The sequence below is a fragment of the Bradyrhizobium sp. LLZ17 genome (assembly GCF_041200145.1).
Lineage (GTDB): Bacteria > Pseudomonadota > Alphaproteobacteria > Rhizobiales > Xanthobacteraceae > Bradyrhizobium.
Genome location: NZ_CP165734.1, coordinates 4,044,173 through 4,060,586 on the forward strand (window position 1 = coordinate 4,044,173; position 16,414 = coordinate 4,060,586).

General features: G+C 63.9%; 15 protein-coding genes and 1 pseudogene. 6 read left to right on the forward strand and 10 right to left on the reverse strand.

Annotation, left to right across the window (positions count from 1 at the left end):
* Nucleotides 1-25: 25 nt before the first annotated feature.
* The 4 genes and pseudogenes from AB8Z38_RS19510 to AB8Z38_RS19525 form a co-directional block, all read right to left on the reverse strand.
* Nucleotides 26-556, reverse strand: coding sequence for a hypothetical protein (locus AB8Z38_RS19510; RefSeq protein WP_369719499.1), 531 nt, complete (start codon nt 554-556; stop codon nt 26-28).
* 46 nt (nt 557-602) lie between these two features.
* Nucleotides 603-1,204: pseudogene (locus AB8Z38_RS19515) on the reverse strand (YqaA family protein).
* 45 nt (nt 1,205-1,249) lie between these two features.
* Nucleotides 1,250-1,654, reverse strand: a complete 405-nt coding sequence (gene hisE / locus AB8Z38_RS19520) for a phosphoribosyl-ATP diphosphatase (protein ID WP_369719500.1) — start codon at nt 1,652-1,654, stop codon at nt 1,250-1,252.
* A gap of 115 nt (nt 1,655-1,769) precedes the next feature.
* The gene (locus tag AB8Z38_RS19525) at nt 1,770-2,132 is read right to left on the reverse strand and encodes a hypothetical protein (protein WP_369719501.1); all 363 of its coding nucleotides are present in this window, start codon (nt 2,130-2,132) and stop codon (nt 1,770-1,772) included.
* Between the two features lie 444 nt (nt 2,133-2,576).
* Between AB8Z38_RS19525 and AB8Z38_RS19530 the strand changes: the two genes are divergently transcribed.
* From AB8Z38_RS19530 to AB8Z38_RS19540, 3 genes are all read left to right on the forward strand, one after another.
* Nucleotides 2,577-4,385 (forward strand): glucan ABC transporter ATP-binding protein/ permease, encoded by a 1,809-nt coding sequence (locus AB8Z38_RS19530; RefSeq protein ID WP_369719502.1) that lies wholly within the window; start codon nt 2,577-2,579, stop codon nt 4,383-4,385.
* Nucleotides 4,386-4,570: 185 nt separating this feature from the next.
* Entirely contained in the window at nt 4,571-6,010 is a 1,440-nt protein-coding gene (locus tag AB8Z38_RS19535; RefSeq protein WP_369719503.1) for a D-alanyl-D-alanine carboxypeptidase family protein, read from the forward strand.
* A 194-nt stretch (nt 6,011-6,204) separates the two neighbouring features.
* A complete protein-coding gene (locus tag AB8Z38_RS19540; protein WP_369719504.1) occupies nt 6,205-7,890 on the forward strand; it encodes a long-chain fatty acid--CoA ligase in 1,686 nt (561 codons plus the stop codon).
* Nucleotides 7,891-7,927: 37 nt separating this feature from the next.
* Here the strand turns inward: AB8Z38_RS19540 and AB8Z38_RS19545 are convergent, their stop codons facing one another.
* Nucleotides 7,928-8,101, reverse strand: coding sequence for a hypothetical protein (locus AB8Z38_RS19545; RefSeq protein ID WP_369719505.1), 174 nt, complete (start codon nt 8,099-8,101; stop codon nt 7,928-7,930).
* Here AB8Z38_RS19545 and AB8Z38_RS19550 point away from each other — a divergent pair.
* Entirely contained in the window at nt 8,094-8,579 is a 486-nt protein-coding gene (locus AB8Z38_RS19550) for a peroxiredoxin (RefSeq protein WP_369719506.1), read from the forward strand. The two genes, AB8Z38_RS19545 and AB8Z38_RS19550, sit on opposite strands and share 8 nt — an antisense overlap.
* Before the next feature lie 176 nt (nt 8,580-8,755).
* Here AB8Z38_RS19550 and rnhA read toward each other — a convergent pair whose 3' ends face one another.
* From rnhA to ispH, 3 genes are read right to left on the reverse strand one after another with little or no spacing between them, the layout of a single operon-like run.
* Nucleotides 8,756-9,220 (reverse strand): ribonuclease HI, encoded by a 465-nt coding sequence (gene rnhA / locus AB8Z38_RS19555; RefSeq protein ID WP_369719507.1) that lies wholly within the window; start codon nt 9,218-9,220, stop codon nt 8,756-8,758.
* Entirely contained in the window at nt 9,217-10,200 is a 984-nt protein-coding gene (locus AB8Z38_RS19560; RefSeq protein WP_369719508.1) for a homoserine kinase, read from the reverse strand. Before AB8Z38_RS19560 ends, rnhA begins: the two co-directional genes overlap by 4 nt.
* Nucleotides 10,201-10,206: 6 nt before the next feature.
* Complete coding sequence (gene ispH / locus AB8Z38_RS19565) at nt 10,207-11,175, reverse strand: 4-hydroxy-3-methylbut-2-enyl diphosphate reductase (RefSeq protein ID WP_369719509.1); 969 nt, start codon at nt 11,173-11,175, stop codon at nt 10,207-10,209.
* A gap of 243 nt (nt 11,176-11,418) precedes the next feature.
* On the opposite strand from ispH, the gene AB8Z38_RS19570 reads away from it, so the two are divergent.
* On the forward strand, nt 11,419-12,114 hold the full coding sequence (locus AB8Z38_RS19570) for a DUF1013 domain-containing protein (protein ID WP_369719510.1): 696 nt from the start codon (nt 11,419-11,421) through the stop codon (nt 12,112-12,114).
* A gap of 284 nt (nt 12,115-12,398) precedes the next feature.
* Here the strand turns inward: AB8Z38_RS19570 and AB8Z38_RS19575 are convergent, their stop codons facing one another.
* Nucleotides 12,399-12,659 (reverse strand): hypothetical protein, encoded by a 261-nt coding sequence (locus AB8Z38_RS19575; RefSeq protein ID WP_369719511.1) that lies wholly within the window; start codon nt 12,657-12,659, stop codon nt 12,399-12,401.
* 171 nt (nt 12,660-12,830) lie between these two features.
* Entirely contained in the window at nt 12,831-14,741 is a 1,911-nt protein-coding gene (locus tag AB8Z38_RS19580) for a propionyl-CoA synthetase (RefSeq protein ID WP_369719512.1), read from the reverse strand.
* Between the two features lie 319 nt (nt 14,742-15,060).
* Between AB8Z38_RS19580 and AB8Z38_RS19585 the strand changes: the two genes are divergently transcribed.
* Nucleotides 15,061-16,008, forward strand: coding sequence for a TAXI family TRAP transporter solute-binding subunit (locus AB8Z38_RS19585; RefSeq protein WP_369719513.1), 948 nt, complete (start codon nt 15,061-15,063; stop codon nt 16,006-16,008).
* Nucleotides 16,009-16,414 lie beyond the last annotated feature (406 nt).

A 16,414-nucleotide genomic window follows, 5' to 3' on the forward strand; every position in this document is an offset into this window, starting at 1 on the left:
GTTGCTCGCGCGCGGAATCATCGCGTCAGTTCTGGCACAGCGCGCTGGTCACGAAAGTATCGGTGCGGCAGTCGTCCGGCCTGCGGGTCCTGCCCGGGATCAAAACCTTGGCCGAGCATTTTTCGGCGGAGTCGGCATTCAGGCCCTTGCCTTCCTTGTAGCCCTTGCTCTGGCACAACAGGTCGGCGGCCTGCTTGCAGTCAGGGCCGCCGTTTGACGAGGCCGGACAGGCCACGCGCCCCGACACCATGCTGGACGGCTTCGCCAGGCGTGACAAATCGTTCATGGTTTCGCTCGGACTTTTGAGCGGCGGCAGGATGGAGGGCAGCTTGTCGAACAGCTTGCTCATTTCGTTGATCAGCCCGGGATTGTCCTCGCGCGCCGGCGGTGCAGGCGTCGATGTCGGCGGCGCAACCTGCGGCCCCGGCTCCTGGACGCCAAGCGCCGGCGGTGCCGATTGCGGCCATCCAGCCGTGCTGGAGCCGAACAGGAGCAGGAGCACCGCTGAAATCAGCCTGCTCAGCCGTACCGCCGGATTGCCGGACCGAACCATCATGACGGCAACCGTAACCGAAGCCGGCCCAGCGTCAAAGCATTGGGACTTAGATCAGCTTGACCGCCACCACGAAGCCCAGCACGAGCACCGCTGCGCCGATCGCCACCCACAATCCAAGATGCTTCTCGATCCTGACCCGGATCCAGTCGCCATAGCGGTTGAGCAGGATGGCGACGATGAAGAAACGCCCACCGCGCGCAACGATCGAGCACAGGATGAAGAGGCCGAGGTTATAGCCGGCAAAGCCCGAGGTGATGGTGACCAGCTTGTAGGAATCGGCGTCAGGCCCTTGAGCAGGATGATCACCGCGCCCCATTCCGCATAGGAGGCGCGGAAAGCATCCACCTTGTCGCCGAGCCCGTAGACCTGGATCAGCCAATGGCCGACCGAGTCAAACAGCAGCGATCCGATGGCATAGCCGAGCAGGCCGCCCACCACCGATGTCGCGGTGCAGATCGCGGCATAGAGCCAGGCGCGCTGCGGGCGCGCCAGCGACATCGGGATCAGCATCACGTCCGGAGGGACGGGAAAGAAGGAGCTTTCGGCGAAAGCCACGGCACCCATGATCCAGAGCGCGTAGGGCTTGTGGGCGGCGTCGATGCACCAATCGTAGATACGTTTCAGCATGGCGCCGCGATGAAGCACCATGGGACGGATTTGTCCATGCCGAGATGGGACCGATTTGCGCCGCTTCTAGTGGCGCTTGCGCGCAGTGCGGCCTTCGTGGGCGACAATAGGCCGCCTCGCGGCAACGCGTGGCGAGGCGACTTTGGGCAGCTTCATCGCCGATTTCGGTAGCTTCTCGGCGATGCCGAGCATGTCCTCCCGCCGCGCCATCTCGCGCCAGACGTCTTCGGGACGCACGCCGGCCGAGGCCCAGAGCACGGTCAGATTGTAGAGCAGATCGGCACTTTCCCGGATCACGGCCTGGCTGTCGCCATTGACCGCGTCGATCACGACCTCGATGGCCTCTTCGGCGAGCTTCTTCGCCATTTTGGAGGGTCCACGCTGAAACAGCCGGGCAGTACGCGACGTTGCCGGATCTAGGTCCCTGGCCGCGAGCACAGCCAAATATAGCCGCTCAAGCGAATCACTCATGTCCTCAAAGCTACTCCAAACCCATGGAGAGCGCGTTAACGCCTGGCATAGAAGCGAAAAACAGGCCGGCGCGACAAGCGCGACGGCCTGTTGGTCGATGGCTTAGGTCGATCGGTTAATAGCAGCGGTAACCGGAATGGCCGTGGGAGCAGACCTTGGTGTAGCCGCCATAGCGCTCAGGATAGTCCGAGCCGTAATAGTAGGGACCATAGCCGGGGCCACTGTAGTAGGCCGGACCGCTGTCGTAATAGTAACCCGGACCCGAATCATAGGCGTAGGCGTCACGGGTCGCGGCGATCGCAAGCCCGGTGCCGATGATGCCGGCAATCGCCGCGCCGGCGAAGGCCGCGCCGCCGCCACCATGCCAATGGCGGCCGCCGGCAAACGATGCGGTGGGGGCGACACTGGTCAGCGCCAGCACCGCCGCGGTGGCGAGAACGGCCTTGCGGCCGGCACGCTTGGAAAATCTGTCAAACATGTGCTGGACCCTCCTTGGGACCTTCAATGGTGCCTTGAGACAGGCTCATGTCTCTCAACCACCGCATCCCATGTTGGGTTCCCGAACCCCAACAGAAGCTGAACGGCGCTGCGTGATCATGACGCAACCGCCGCTCATCTGCCGTTCATGTCGACGCGGAGAGCGTCGTCGCCGGCCGCGGCCAAAGGCGACAGCGAGCTCGCATTGGTCGACGTCAACGAGCTCATTCGATTCGTGACAAGGTGGATGCGCCGCTCGTCAAGGCGGTGTTCAAATTCAGCAGGCGGCCGACAGCAAGCAACAATTTCGACGACCTGTTTCTGCCGCCGCTCGAAGGGCGGCTGATCAATTGAGTAAAACTGAGAGCTTCCGCTGTATCTCGCGGGCGATCCCTGCTTAAGATACAGGCTCATCTCGTTCGATCCGCCCGAGCTCCTCGCCCGCATGTCCATGTTCAGACTGTACACCCGTGTTCTCGAGTTGCTCGGCAAGGAGGCGCGGCTGGGCTGGCTGCTGGCGTTCGCCAACCTCCTGCTTGCCGCCTCGCAATTCGCCGAGCCCGTATTGTTCGGCCGCATCGTCGATGTGCTGTCCGGCAAGACGGTGGCCGGCTCGAACTCGGCGTGGCCGTTCCTGATGGCATGGGTGGCGTTCGGCCTGTTCACGATAGCCTGCAGCGCGCTCGTGGCCTGGCAGGCCGACCGGCTCTCCCACCGCCAGCGTCAGGCAGTGCTGACGAGCTATTTCGAGCACATTCTGCAGCTGCCGCTCACCTTCCACTCCGGCACCCATTCGGGCCGGCTGATGAAGGTGATGCTCAATGGCACGGATGCGCTGTGGCGGCTCTGGCTCGGCTTCTTCCGCGAGCATTTTGCCGCGATCCTGTCGGTCGTGGTGCTGCTGCCGCTGTCGCTCTATCTGAACTGGCGGCTCGCGATCCTGCTGTTCGTGCTCTGCATCGTCTTTACCGCGCTGACCACGTTCGTGGTGCGCAGGACGTTCGGCATGCAGATGGCAGTCGAAGAGCAGTATAGCGAGCTCTCCGCCCGCGCCTCCGATGCGCTCGGCAACGTCGCGCTGGTGCAGAGCTTCGTGCGCGTGGAATCCGAGGTGCAGGGCTTGCGCTCCATCGCCGACCAATTGCTCGCCGCGCAAATGCCGGTGCTGTCATGGTGGGCGCTCGTCACCGTCATCACGCGCGCCTCCACCACCATCACGGTGCTCGCGATTTTTACGCTCGGCATCGCCTTGCACGACCAGGGGCTCACATCCGTCGGCGAGATCGTGATGTTCGTGAGCTTTGCGACGCTGCTGATCCAGAAGCTCGAGCAGGTCGTGAGCTTCATCAACAACGTGTTCATGGAAGCGCCGCGGCTGCGCGAGTTCTTCAACGTGCTCGATGCCGTGCCCGCGGTCCACGACCGGTCCGATGCGATCGATGCGGGACGACTGTCCGGCCTGGTCGAGTTCAACGACGTCACCTTCTCCTATGACGGCAAGCGGCCGGCCGTCGAGGATCTCTCCTTCACCGCCCTGCCCGGCCAGACCATTGCGCTGGTCGGCGCGACCGGCGCCGGCAAGTCGACTGCGATCGCGCTGCTGCATCGCGCCTTCGATCCGCAATCCGGCTTCATCAGGATCGACGGCATGGACGTGCGCGGCGTCACGCTGACCTCGCTGCGGCGGAACATCGGCGTCGTGTTCCAGGAAGCGCTGTTGTTCAACCGCTCGATCGCGGAGAATTTGCGCGTCGGCAAGCCGGACGCGACCGAAGCCGAGATGCGCAAGGCGGCCGAGCGCGCGCAGGCGCTCGACTTCATCGAACGCAGCGGCGGCTTCGAGACCAATGCCGGCGAGCGCGGCCGCATGCTCTCCGGCGGCGAGCGGCAGCGGCTGTCGATCGCCCGCGCGCTGCTGAAGGACCCGCCGCTTTTGATCCTTGACGAGGCGACCAGCGCGCTCGACGCCGTCACGGAAGCCAAGGTGAATACCGCTCTCGACGAAGTGATGAAGGGCCGCACCACTTTCGTGATCGCGCACCGCCTCTCCACCATCCGCAACGCCACGCGGATCCTGGTGTTCGACAACGGACGCGTGATCGAAAGCGGAACTTTCGATGAACTCGTGGCCAAAGGCGGCCATTTCGCCGAGCTCGCCAGGGCCCAGTTCATGGTGCAGGAACAGGCACAAGCGACTGCACGGGCCAGCGTGACGGCGACCGAGGCTATCGCGACCGCGGCCAAATCCCCTTAGCAAGTCCCCGTAGGGCCGTCGAAATTCGGCCTATTTCATTGCGGAATACCAGCCCGAAACCCCTATTCTCGACGCAGGAGCCGGTATAGGTTTGCGACGCCGCAAGCGGCGCTGGATTCAGAACCGAACATCAGATCACGAGAGCCGTCCGGAACCGGCGGGTCTCCAAGGACCGGAATCGGATAGTGCACGCATTTCGCCCGCTGCTTCGCAAATCCCTGTTCAACCTGTTCGCTGCGACCCTCGCGGTCGCCGCGCTGCTCGCACCGCGCACGGCGGATGCCGAAGCGCTGCTTCTGATCGAAGCCGACAGCGGCAAGGTTTTGCAGGCGGAGAACGCGACCATTCCCTGGTATCCCGCGTCTGTGACCAAGATCATGACCGCCTATGTCACGCTGAAGGCGGTGAAGGACGGCAAGATCACGCTCGACACGCTGGTCACGGTGTCGCCGACCGCTGCCTCACAATCGCCGTCGAAAATGGGATTCCGTCCAGGCACGCAGGTCACCATCGACAACGCGCTGAAGATGATGCTGGTCAAGTCGGCGAACGACATGGCGGTGGTGCTTGCCGAAGGCGTCGGCGGTTCGATCGACGGCTTCTCGGCGATGATGAACGACACCGCGAAGAAGCTCGGCATGACCCAGACGAGCTACGTCAATCCCAACGGCCTGCCGGCCGACGGCCAGATCACGTCCGCGCGCGACCTCGGCATTCTCGCACGCTCGTTCCTGCGCGACCTGCCGGAGTATGAGTATTTCGTGCACATCCCGGCGATCCGGTTCGGCAAGCGCGTCACCGGCAATTTCAACAAGCTGATCGGCCGCTATCCCGGCGCCGACGGCTTCAAGACTGGGTTCATCTGCGCCTCCGGCTACAACCTCGTGGCATCGGCCACGCGCAACGGCCGCCGGTTGATCGCGGTGGTGCTCGGCGCCAACTCCGGCACCGCGCGTGCGGTGAAGGCGGCGCAGTTGCTCGAGCGCGGCTTCAGCCAGGACACTCTGTCCTGGCTGCGTCCCTCGCTCGGCACGGTCGAAAACCTGGTGCCGGTCGACGCCTCGCCGCCGAATCTGCGCGACGAGATGTGCGGCGGTCACCGCAAGCGGCCGGCCAGCGACGACGACGATGCGCTGATCGCGACCAATGGCGGCGCCACCGGATCGGCCACCGGCGGCGAAGCCCAGGTGACGTTCTTCACCGCGGGGCTGCAGCCGCCCTTGATGAAGGCCTCCGAGCTGATGGCCTCGGCCCCCGCTCCGGCAGAGCCAGTGCTGGTCTACACCGGCCCGACCCGCACCGGCACCGCCCTGATCGCGGCGGTCGCCGCCGACGCCGACCAGCAGGCAACCCCGAAGGCGCGCAGCAAGAAGACGCGCGTCGCCAAGAAGCAGGACGCCGGCAGCGACACCAAGTCGGATGGCAAAACGGCGTCGGCAAAGCCGGATAGTGCGAAGCCCGAGGCCAAGAACGCGGCCAAGAGCGCGGCCAAGCCGGCTCCGATCAAGCACGCTGCGGCCAAGCCCGCCGAAAAGCCGGCCGCGAGCGGCGATCAGCCCGCCAAACCCGCCAAGCCCAAGGCGGCCACCAAGCCCGCGCCCAAGCCGGCGCCCAACAACAGCTAGGTTAACAGGCGCGAGCCTGTCGCATCGCGCCTGCACTTCGCAGTTGCGGCAGCGATTTGCGCCAATTCCAGTAGCCCCTCCACGCGCGATGCCCTAAGCCTCGACCGCTTGCCAGCCGTTCCGGCAGGCTCGATACTGCCGGCAACGAGGCAAGCCCGAGACACAACGGGCTCTGGTGATAGAGAGGAGTTTCCATGGAGCGCATCTGGCTCAAGCAATATCCGCCCGGCGTGCCCGCTGATATCGAGCCGACCCAATACGCGTCACTCGTCGATCTCCTGGAGGAGAGCTTTGCCAGGTTCGCCGACCGCAAGGCGTTCATCTGCATGGACAAGTCGATCAGCTACCGCGACCTCGACCAGATGTCGCTGGCGCTCGGCGCTTACCTGCAAGGCCGCGGCCTCCAGCGCGGCGCGCGCGTCGCGATCATGATGCCGAACGTGCTGCAATATCCGGTCGCGACCGCCGCCGTGCTGCGCGCCGGCTTCGCGGTGGTCAACGTCAACCCGCTCTACACCCCGCGCGAGCTCGAGCATCAGCTCAAGGATTCCGGCGCCGAAGCCGTCATCGTGCTGGAGAACTTCGCCCACACCGTCGAGCAGGTGATCGCCAAGACGGCCGTGAAGCACGTCATCGTTGCCTCCATGGGCGACCTGCTCGGCATCAAGGGCGTGATCGTCAATCTCGTCGTCCGCCGCGTCAAGAAGATGGTGCCGGCCTGGTCGCTGCCGGGCGCGGTGTCGTTCAATGACGCGCTCTCGGCCGGCCGTGGCCTGACCTTCAACAAGCCAAAATTATCGCCGGGCGACGTCGCCTTCCTGCAATATACCGGCGGCACTACGGGCGTCTCCAAGGGCGCGACGCTGCTCCACCGCAACATCGTCGCCAACGTCTTGCAGAACGACGCCTGGCTGCAGCCGGCGCTGGCGCAGCCGCCGCAGATCGAGCAGCTCCTGATCGTCTGCGCTCTGCCGCTCTATCACATCTTCGCACTGACGGCTTGCTACCTGCTCGCGGTGCGCGCCGGCGGCTGCAATCTTCTGATCCCCAATCCGCGCGATATCGCAGGGTTCGTCAAGGAGCTGGCGAAATACCAGGTCAACAGCTTCCCGGCCGTCAACACGCTCTACAACGGCCTGATGCATCATCCCGACTTCAAGAAGCTCGACTTCTCCAAGCTGAAGATTTCCAACGGCGGCGGCATGGCAGTACAGCGGCCGGTCGCGGAACAGTGGAAGGCGATCACGGGATGCTCGATCGCGGAAGGCTACGGCCTGTCGGAGACGGCGCCGACGCTGACCTGCAACACCGCGACCAATTCGGAATTCAACGGCACCATCGGCATCCCCGTGCCCTCGACCTGGATTTCGATCCGCGACGACGACGGCAACGAGGTCCCGCTCGGCCAGCCCGGCGAGATCTGCGCCAAGGGCCCGCAGGTGATGTCGGGCTACTGGAACAGGCCTGAGGAGACCGCCAAGGTGATGACATCAGACGGCTTCTTCCGGACCGGCGACATCGGCGTGATGGACGAGAAGGGCTACACCAAGATCGTCGACCGCAAGAAGGACATGATCCTGGTCTCCGGCTTCAACGTCTATCCGAACGAGATCGAGGAAGTGATCGCGAGCCATCCGGGCGTGCTCGAATGCGCCGTGATCGGCATTCCCGATGCCAAGTCGGGCGAGGCCGTGAAGGCGTTCGTGGTGAAGAAGGATCCCAACCTCACCGCAGAGGACGTGATCAAGTTCTGTCACGGGGAGCTCACCGGCTACAAGGTGCCCAAGCACATCGAATTCCGCACCGAGCTGCCGAAGACAAATGTCGGCAAGATCTTGCGCCGGCAGTTGCGCGACGAGAAGAAGGCGGAAGCGGCGTAGGCGCGCTCTCTCCACCGTCATTGCGAGGAGCTCTTCGCTACGAAGCAATCCAGCGTGCCTCCGCGGCGACATCTCTGGATTGCTTCGCTTCGCTCGCAATGACGAGAAAATTGGCAGCCTGCCAGATCACACCTTTTTGAAGCTGTTTCCCTCCGCCGGTAAAATGCTCTAGAAAGGGCCGCCCCTTTTCAGGAGAAACGACCATGACCATCCAGATTGGCGAGAAGCTGCCCGAGGCGAAATTCCGCGTGATGACGGCGGAAGGTCCGCAGGTGAAGACCACCGATGACATCTTCAAGGGCAAGAAGGTGGCGCTGTTCGCCGTACCCGGCGCCTATACGGGCACCTGCCACAAGATGCATCTGCCGAGCATCTTCCTCAACGCCTACGCCCTCAAGGACAAGGGCGTCGACAGTATCGCCATCGTCTCGGTCAACGACGCCTTCGTCATGAACGCCTGGAAGCGCGACACCGACCAGCGCGATGAGGCCACCTTCCTCGCCGACGGCAATGCCGATTTCACCAAGGCGATCGGCATGGAGCTCGACGCCTCCGCCAACGGCCTCGGCATCCGCTCCAAGCGTTATTCGATGCTGGTCGAGGACGGCGTGGTCAAGAAGCTGAACCTCGAGGCGATGCCCGGCAAGGTCGAGGTGTCCGGCGGTGATACGCTGCTGGGGCAGCTGTAAGCGTTTAGACGCCGCTCTTAGCCACAAATGACGCTGTCATGCCCCGCGAAAGCGGGGCATCCAGTATTCCAGAGGCTTCGAGGTTCACAACGACTTCTGCGGCGTACTGGATCGCCCGGTCAAGCCGGGCGATGACAGTTGAGAATGAGGTGGCATCGACGACGATGTCGACGCTGCTACTCCCGCACCCTCTGCTGCAATCTCGCCATCGCGACGCCGTCGCGTGCCAGTTGATCGGCGCGTTCGTTCTCGGGGTGGCCGGCGTGGCCCTTGACCCAGTGCCAGCGCACGTCATGGGCCTTCAGCGCGGCATCGAGGCGCTGCCATAGCTCGACATTTTTGACCGGCTTTTTGTCGGCGGTGCGCCAGCCGTTGCGTTTCCAGCCGTGGATCCAGCTGGTGATGCCCTGCCGGACATACTGGCTGTCGGTGTAGAGATCGACGATGCAGGGCTTCTTCAGCGCCTCCAGCGCGGAGATTGCCGCCATCAACTCCATCTGGTTGTTGGTGGTGTGGCGCTCGCCGCCGTTCAGCTCCTTCTCCTTGTCGCCGAACTTCAGGATCGCACCCCAGCCGCCGGGGCCGGGATTGCCCGAACAGGCGCCGTCGGTAAAGATCGTGACATTGGGAAGCTCGCTCACGCCAGCAGCCCCGAGGGCATCAGCCCGTAATCGCGCACGCTCGCAACGCTCTGGTGGAAGCGCAGCTTGCGGACATATTCCAGGGGATCCTTCGGCTTGACCAGCGCGCCCGGCGGCACGTTGAGCCAGTCGACCAGCCGCGTCAGCAGGAAACGGATCGCGGCGCCGCGCGCCAGCAGCGGCAGCGCGGCTTCTTCAGCGTCAGTCAGCTTGCGCACGCGGCCATAGGCATTGAGGAAGGCGCGCGCCTTGGTGACGTTGAAGGAATGATCCGGCTCGAAGCACCAGGCATTGAGGCAGATCGCAATGTCGTAGGCCAGCATGTCGTTGCAGGCGAAGGTGAAGTCGATGATTCCCGAGAGCTGGTCGCCGAGAAAAAAGACGTTGTCGTTGAAGAGATCGGCGTGGATCACGCCTTCCGGCAATTTGTCCGGCCAGATGCCGCTCGAGAGATAATCGAGCTCGGCCGCGAGAAAAGCGTGCAAGTCCGGCTGCACCTCGTCGGCCCGGTGTGATGCCGCATCAAATAGCGGCCGCCAGCCCGAGACCGAGAGCGCGTTGGCGCGCTTGATCGCGAAATTGGCGCCGGCCAGATGCATCTTCGCCAGCGCGTCGCCGACGCCGGCGCAATGCGTCGCGCTCGGCTTGCGCGGCCAGACGCCTTCGAGAAAGGTGATGATCGCCGCCGGCCGTCCTGCCAGATCGCGCAGCGCTTCGCCGTCCTTCGCCTTCACCGGCAGCGGGCAATTGATGCCGTGCCCGGCGAGATGCGTCATCAGCGCGAGGAAGTACGGCAGATCGTTCTTCGCCACGCGCTTCTCGTAGAGCGTGAGGATGAACGATCCCTTGGTGGTATGCAGCAGGAAGTTGGAGTTTTCGACGCCCTCGGCGATGCCCTTGTAGGAGAGCAATTCGCCGAGATCGTATTGGCCGAGGAAATCCGCAAGCTCGTCGGCGGCCACGTCGGTGTAGACCGCCATCAAGGTCTACTCGGCGGCGGCTTCGGGGCGCACCTGGCGCGGCAGCGGGAAGAACTCGTTCTCCTCCGCGGCCGAGACCGTCTCGACATGCAGCGTGAAGCGCTCGGCGAAGGCGTCCATGATCTCCTCGACGATCACTTCCGGCGCCGAGGCGCCCGCCGTGATGCCGAGGCTCGTGATGTTCTCGAACCGCTTCCAGTCGATCTCGGCGGCGCGCTGCGCCAGCACCGCGATCGGGCAGCCCTCGCGCTCGGCGACTTCGCGCAGGCGCTGCGAGTTCGACGAGTTCGGCGCACCGACCACGATCAGGGCGTCGACCACCGGCGCCACCTTCTTCACCGCGAGCTGGCGGTTGGTGGTGGCGTAGCAGATGTCTTCCTTGTGCGGCCCGTTGATGTTCGGGAAGCGCTCCTTCAGCAGCGCCACGATCTCCGCGGTGTCGTCGATCGACAGCGTGGTCTGGGTCACGAAGGCGAGGTTGTTCGGATCCTTCGGAGCGATGGTCTTGGCGTCCTCGGCGGTCTCGATCAGCGTCACGGCACCAACCGGAAGCTGGCCCAGCGTGCCGACCACCTCGGGGTGATGGGAATGTCCGATCAGGAAGATCTCGCGGCCGCGCTTGAAATGGATCGCGGCCTCGCGGTGCACCTTGGTCACCAGCGGGCAGGTCGCGTCCAACGAGAACAGGTTGCGGGACTGGGCGTCCGACGGAACCGACTTCGGCACGCCATGGGCCGAGAACACCACCGGCGCGGTGGTGTTTGCCGGGATCTCCGCCAGCTCCTCGACGAAGATGGCACCCTTCTTTTTCAACCCGTCGACGACGTATTTGTTGTGCACAATCTCATGGCGAACATAGACCGGGGCACCGTATTTATCGAGCGCCCGTTCCACGGTGTCGATCGCCCGGACCACCCCGGCACAGAAGCCGCGAGGAGAACAAAGCACGATCTTGAGGTCTGGTTTGGCTGACATTGAGCGATCTCGGGACCGAATCACTGCGCAAAACGGGCGGGAAACGGTCGATGAATGAAATAGGGCTTGGGTACGGGCTTACAGGGAATTGGGCCCCCTTTCGGGCGCTGTCAAGGCACTATCTATAGCAGAACCATTGCGTGGCTACCCCCTCCGGGCTTATATAGCGCGAATTCCCAGTCATCGCTGATGACCACCGGCTTCGCCTCCAAGGGGGTGGGCGAAGCACAAAGGAGATTTGCCATGAGCAACGCACCTCTGATGCCCAAGGCGACCGCCGTCTGGCTGCTCGACAACACGGCGCTGACCTTCGACCAGGTCGCCGATTTCACCAAGATGCATCCTCTCGAGATCCGGGCGATCGCGGACGGCGACGCCGCCCAGGGCATCAAGGGCATGGACCCGATCTCCAACGGCCAGCTCACCCGCGAGGAGATCGAGAAGGCGGAGAAGAATCCGGACGCCCGGCTCCGGCTGCAGGAGAGCAAGGTGGTGCTGCCGCCCCAACCCAAGCGCAAGGGCCCGCGCTACACCCCGGTGTCGCGCCGCCACGAGCGCCCGAGCGCCATCCTCTGGCTGCTGCGCAACCATCCCGAACTCAAGGACGCCCAGATCATGCGCCTGGTCGGCACCACCAAGAGCACGATCGCGAGCGTCCGTGACCGCACCCACTGGAATACGTCCTCGCTGACGCCGATCGATCCGGTGACGCTCGGCCTCTGCTCGCAGATCGAGCTCGATTTCGAGGTGGCGCGCGCGGCCAAGGAAAAGCCGATCGACGCAGCCTATGGCGGCGCGACGCTGCTGCCGGCCTCCGAGACCACCAAGAAGGACGAGTTCGAGCCGGCGGAGAAGTCCGGCGACGACCTCAACGTCGACGCCGTGTTCGCTAAGCTGAAGACCCTCGGCGGCAAGAAGCAGGAGCAAGAGGAGGAGTAATCCTTCTCTTGGTTGCTATTCGAATGCACTATGATCGCGGCAGGGTCAGACCTGCCGCGTTTTTGTTTTTGGTTGCGAGAAAGGACATCACCACGCTCTCAGGTGTCGTCCCGGCGAGGGCGGGACCCATAACCCCAGAGAGTAGTTTGGCGAAGATCCGCAGTTCGGTACTTCTACCGCCGCGATCGATAGATTCCGCGGTATGGGTCCCGGCCTTCGCCGGGACGACAGCGGGGAGATATTCGCGCGTGTGATGCAGAAGCGCGGCAGGATGATGCAGTGCCTTACGGCCGCTCCGGATGGTTCAGCATGTATTCGCCGAGATCGCGCTGGCGGCGGTCGGCGCGGGCGGTGGCGGCGCTGCGCTGGACATCGCGATCCTTGCGGCAGGCCACGTATTCCGGCGAGCCGGACGCATAGCCACGGCTCTGGCACACGGCATCGTCGTCGTCACCGCCCATCGCGACCGGCGTCTGATAGCGCGCCGAGCAGGCGGAGAGGATGAGGCCCGCAAACGCAATCGCAAGAAACGGCTTCGAACTCATAGCAGGCCCTTCATCCTCATGGTGAGGAGCCCGCGCAGCGGGCGTCTCGAACCATGCAGGCCCGGACGCAACAGCGGGGCCTTTCATCCTTCGAGACGCGCGCGAAGAGCGCGCTCCTCAGGATGAGGGTTGAGCGGAAAAATGCGGCCTATTCAAGCCCCATCGCAACCGTTACACCCTCCCCTTCAGCGCCTCCCCGATCTCGTCCAGCACCTTCGGGTCCTCGATGGTCGCCGGCATCGCCCACGCATCGCCGTCGGCGATCTTCTTGATGGTGCCGCGCAGGATCTTGCCCGAGCGCGTCTTGGGCAGGCGACCGACGGTGATGGCGAGCTTGAAGGCGGCGACGGGGCCGAGCTTGTCGCGCACCAGCGCGATGATTTCCTTCTCGATCTCGGCGGGCGCGCGCTTGACGCCGGCCTTGAGCACCAGGAAGCCGCAGGGCACCTCGCCCTTGATCGCGTCCTTGACGCCAAGCACAGCGCATTCGGCGACGTCCGGATGCGAGGCCAAAATCTCCTCCATGCCGCCGGTGGAGAGACGATGGCCCGCGACGTTGATGATGTCGTCGGTGCGGCCCATCACGAAGACATAACCGTCCTCGTCCTTGTAGCCGGCATCGGAGGTTTTGTAATAGCCGGGAAATTCGGTGAGATAGGCTTCCTTGAAGCGCGCATCCTGATTCCACAGCGTCGGCAGGCAGCCCGGCGGCATCGGCAGCTTGATGACGATCGAGCCCATGGTGTTGGGACCGACCGGCTTTGCCGCTTCATCTACGACGTCGACCTGGTATCCCGGCATCGGCACGGTCGGCGAACCGTGCTTCACCGGCAGCATGCCCAACCCGACCGGATTGCCGGCGATGCACCAGCCGGTCTCGGTCTGCCACCAATGGTCGATCACCGGCACCTTCAACTGTTGCTCCGCCCATTCGACCGTCGGCGGATCGGCGCGCTCGCCGGCGAGAAACAGGGTGCGGAATTTGGAGAGATCGTATTGCCGGATGAACTTGCCTTCCGGATCCTCTTTGCGGATGGCGCGGAACGCCGTCGGCGCGGTGAAGAAGGCAACCGCCTTGTGCTCGCTGATGACGCGCCAGAATGCCCCGGCATCGGGCGTGCCGACCGGTTTGCCCTCGTACATGATCGTGGTCGCGCCGTGCAGCAGCGGGCCATAGACGATGTAGCTGTGGCCGACCACCCAGCCGATGTCGGAGCCGCACCACCAGACCTCGCCCGGCTTGACGCCATAGAGGTTGAACATCGACCATTTCACCGCGACCAGATGGCCGCCATTGTCGCGCACCACGCCCTTGGGAATGCCGGTCGTACCTGACGTGTAGAGGATGTAGAGCGGATCGGTGGCAGCTACCGGAACGCAAGCCGCCTTCTTGCCGTCATTCATCGCCTTGCGGCGCAGGCTCGCCCAATCGTAATCGCGCTTTGGCGTGAGGCTGCAGATATGCTGCGGACGTTGCAGCACGATGCACGCCTTCGGTTTGCTCCCGGCAAGCCTGATCGCCTCGTCGAGCAGCGGCTTGTAGTGCACGATGCGGCCGGGCTCGATGCCGCAGCTCGCGGACAGAATGAGTTTCGGCTGCGCATCGTCGATGCGCGTCGCGAGCTCCTTCGCGGCAAAGCCGCCGAACACCACGGAATGCACCGCGCCGATGCGCGCGCAGGCGAGCATCGCGACCACGGCCTCCGGCACCATCGGCATGTAGAGGATGACGCGGTCGCCCTTGGCGACGCCGAAATCCTGCATGATGGCGGCGAGCGCCTGCACCTCGGCCAGCAGCTCGGCATAGGTGAATTTGGTGACCGAGTTGGCCAACGGCGAATCATGGATCAGCGCGACCTGGTCGGCGCGGCCGCGTTCGACATGGCGGTCGAGCGCATTGTAGCAGGTGTTGACGACGCCGCCGCTGAACCAGCGGCCGTAGACGCCCTGCGCGGGATTGAATATCTTTTTCGGCGGCTCGATCCAGTCGATCTCCTGCGCCGCCTCGGCCCAGAAACCCGCGGGATCGGCCAGCGAGCGCGCGTGGACCTCGTGATATCTGCTCTTTGCCTGAACATTCATTGCCGCGCTCCCGTTCCCTTTATTTGCCTGGCTCTGATCTGACGGCAGGACGTCAGGCCCGCCATGACCCGGATCAACTGCCGGCCTTGGTTAAGAGCTATTGTCCCGGGATCGAGGCGCGGTTCAAGCTGAAAAGAGCCGGAGAGAAGGTGTGACACCGAGCCCGGTGGCATCGACTGCGCCACGTCGCCGCATCTTCAGGTTCCCCAGCGGCCGCGGAAAACGGCTGCTTGGCGCAGCCCCGATTTGCCTTTTGGATGGGTTGACCCGCTCGCCTCATCCGGCCAATTTGCCCGCCAGTTTGGGGAGTACAAGAATCATGAAATTGAAGCTTTTCGGCGCGGCCACGGCTTTGGCTCTGGCGGCGTCGGCACCTTGCGCGCATGCGCAATCGTTCATCAACGTGCTGACCGGCGGCACCTCCGGCGTCTACTATCCGCTCGGCGTCGCAATCGGGAAGATCTACGGCGACAAAATTCCGAACGTGAAGACACAGGTGCAGGCCACCAAGGCGTCGGTCGAGAATCTGATCCTGCTGCAGCAGGGCCGCGGCGAGCTGGCGTTCACGCTGGGGGACTCGCTGAAAGCGGCCTGGGAGGGCAACGAGGAAGCCGGCTTCAAGACCAAGCTGGACAAGCTGCGCACCATCGGCGCGATCTATCCGAACTACATTCAGATCGTCGCCACCGCCGAGAGCGGCATCAAGACGCTGGCGGACCTCAAGGGCAAGAGCCTCTCGGTCGGCGCGCCGAAATCGGGCACGGAGCTGAACTCGCGCGCCATCCTGGCGGCCGCCGGCATGACCTACAAGGATCTCGGCAAGGTCGAGTACCTGCCATTCGCCGAATCCGTCGATCTCATGAAGAACCGTCAGCTCGGCGCGACGCTGCAATCGGCGGGCCTCGGCGTCGCCTCACTGAAGGATCTCTCGAGCTCGAGCGCGATCAGCGTGGTCGCGGTGCCGAAGGAGACTGTCGACAAGATCGGCCCGCCCTTCATCGCGGCGATCATTCCCGCCAACACCTATACCGGCCAGGACAAGGACGTGCCGACCGCGGCCGTGGTCAATTACCTCGTGACCAGCTCCGCGGTGTCGGACGATCTCGCCTACCAGATGACCAAGCTGATTTACGAGTCGCTGCCCGAGCTTGCCAACGCACATGCGGCCGGCAAGGAGATCAAGCTGGAGACGGCGGCGACCGGCAGCCCGGTTCCGCTGCACCCCGGTGCGATCCGCTATTACAAGGAAAAAGGGCTGATCAAGTAAGCCTCTGTCAGTCATTCCGGGCCGATGCGCAGCATCGAACCCGGAATGACGACGAGGGACTTTCGCAAATGCCCGGGATAAGCCCGGGCATGGCGTTTTTGGAGCCCTCTGCCAATGCTATCTCGCGTGAGCGGGCAAGGACGATTTGAGATGCTGGAAAAGCCAGAGGGCACGGAAGCGCCCGTCAAGGTCGAGTTCGACAATTTCGAGCATGGTTTCCCGGAAGGTTTTGGCCCGGGCTGGTGGGGCGCGCTCGCCTACTGGATCGGCATCGCCTTTGCCGCCTTCCAGCTCTATGTCGCCGCCTTCAACTATTTGCCGAGCCAGGTGGTGCGCGCCGTCCATGTCGGCTTCCTCATCCTCCTCACCTTTGGCCTGATCGGCAACTTCACCGCCAAGGGCGATC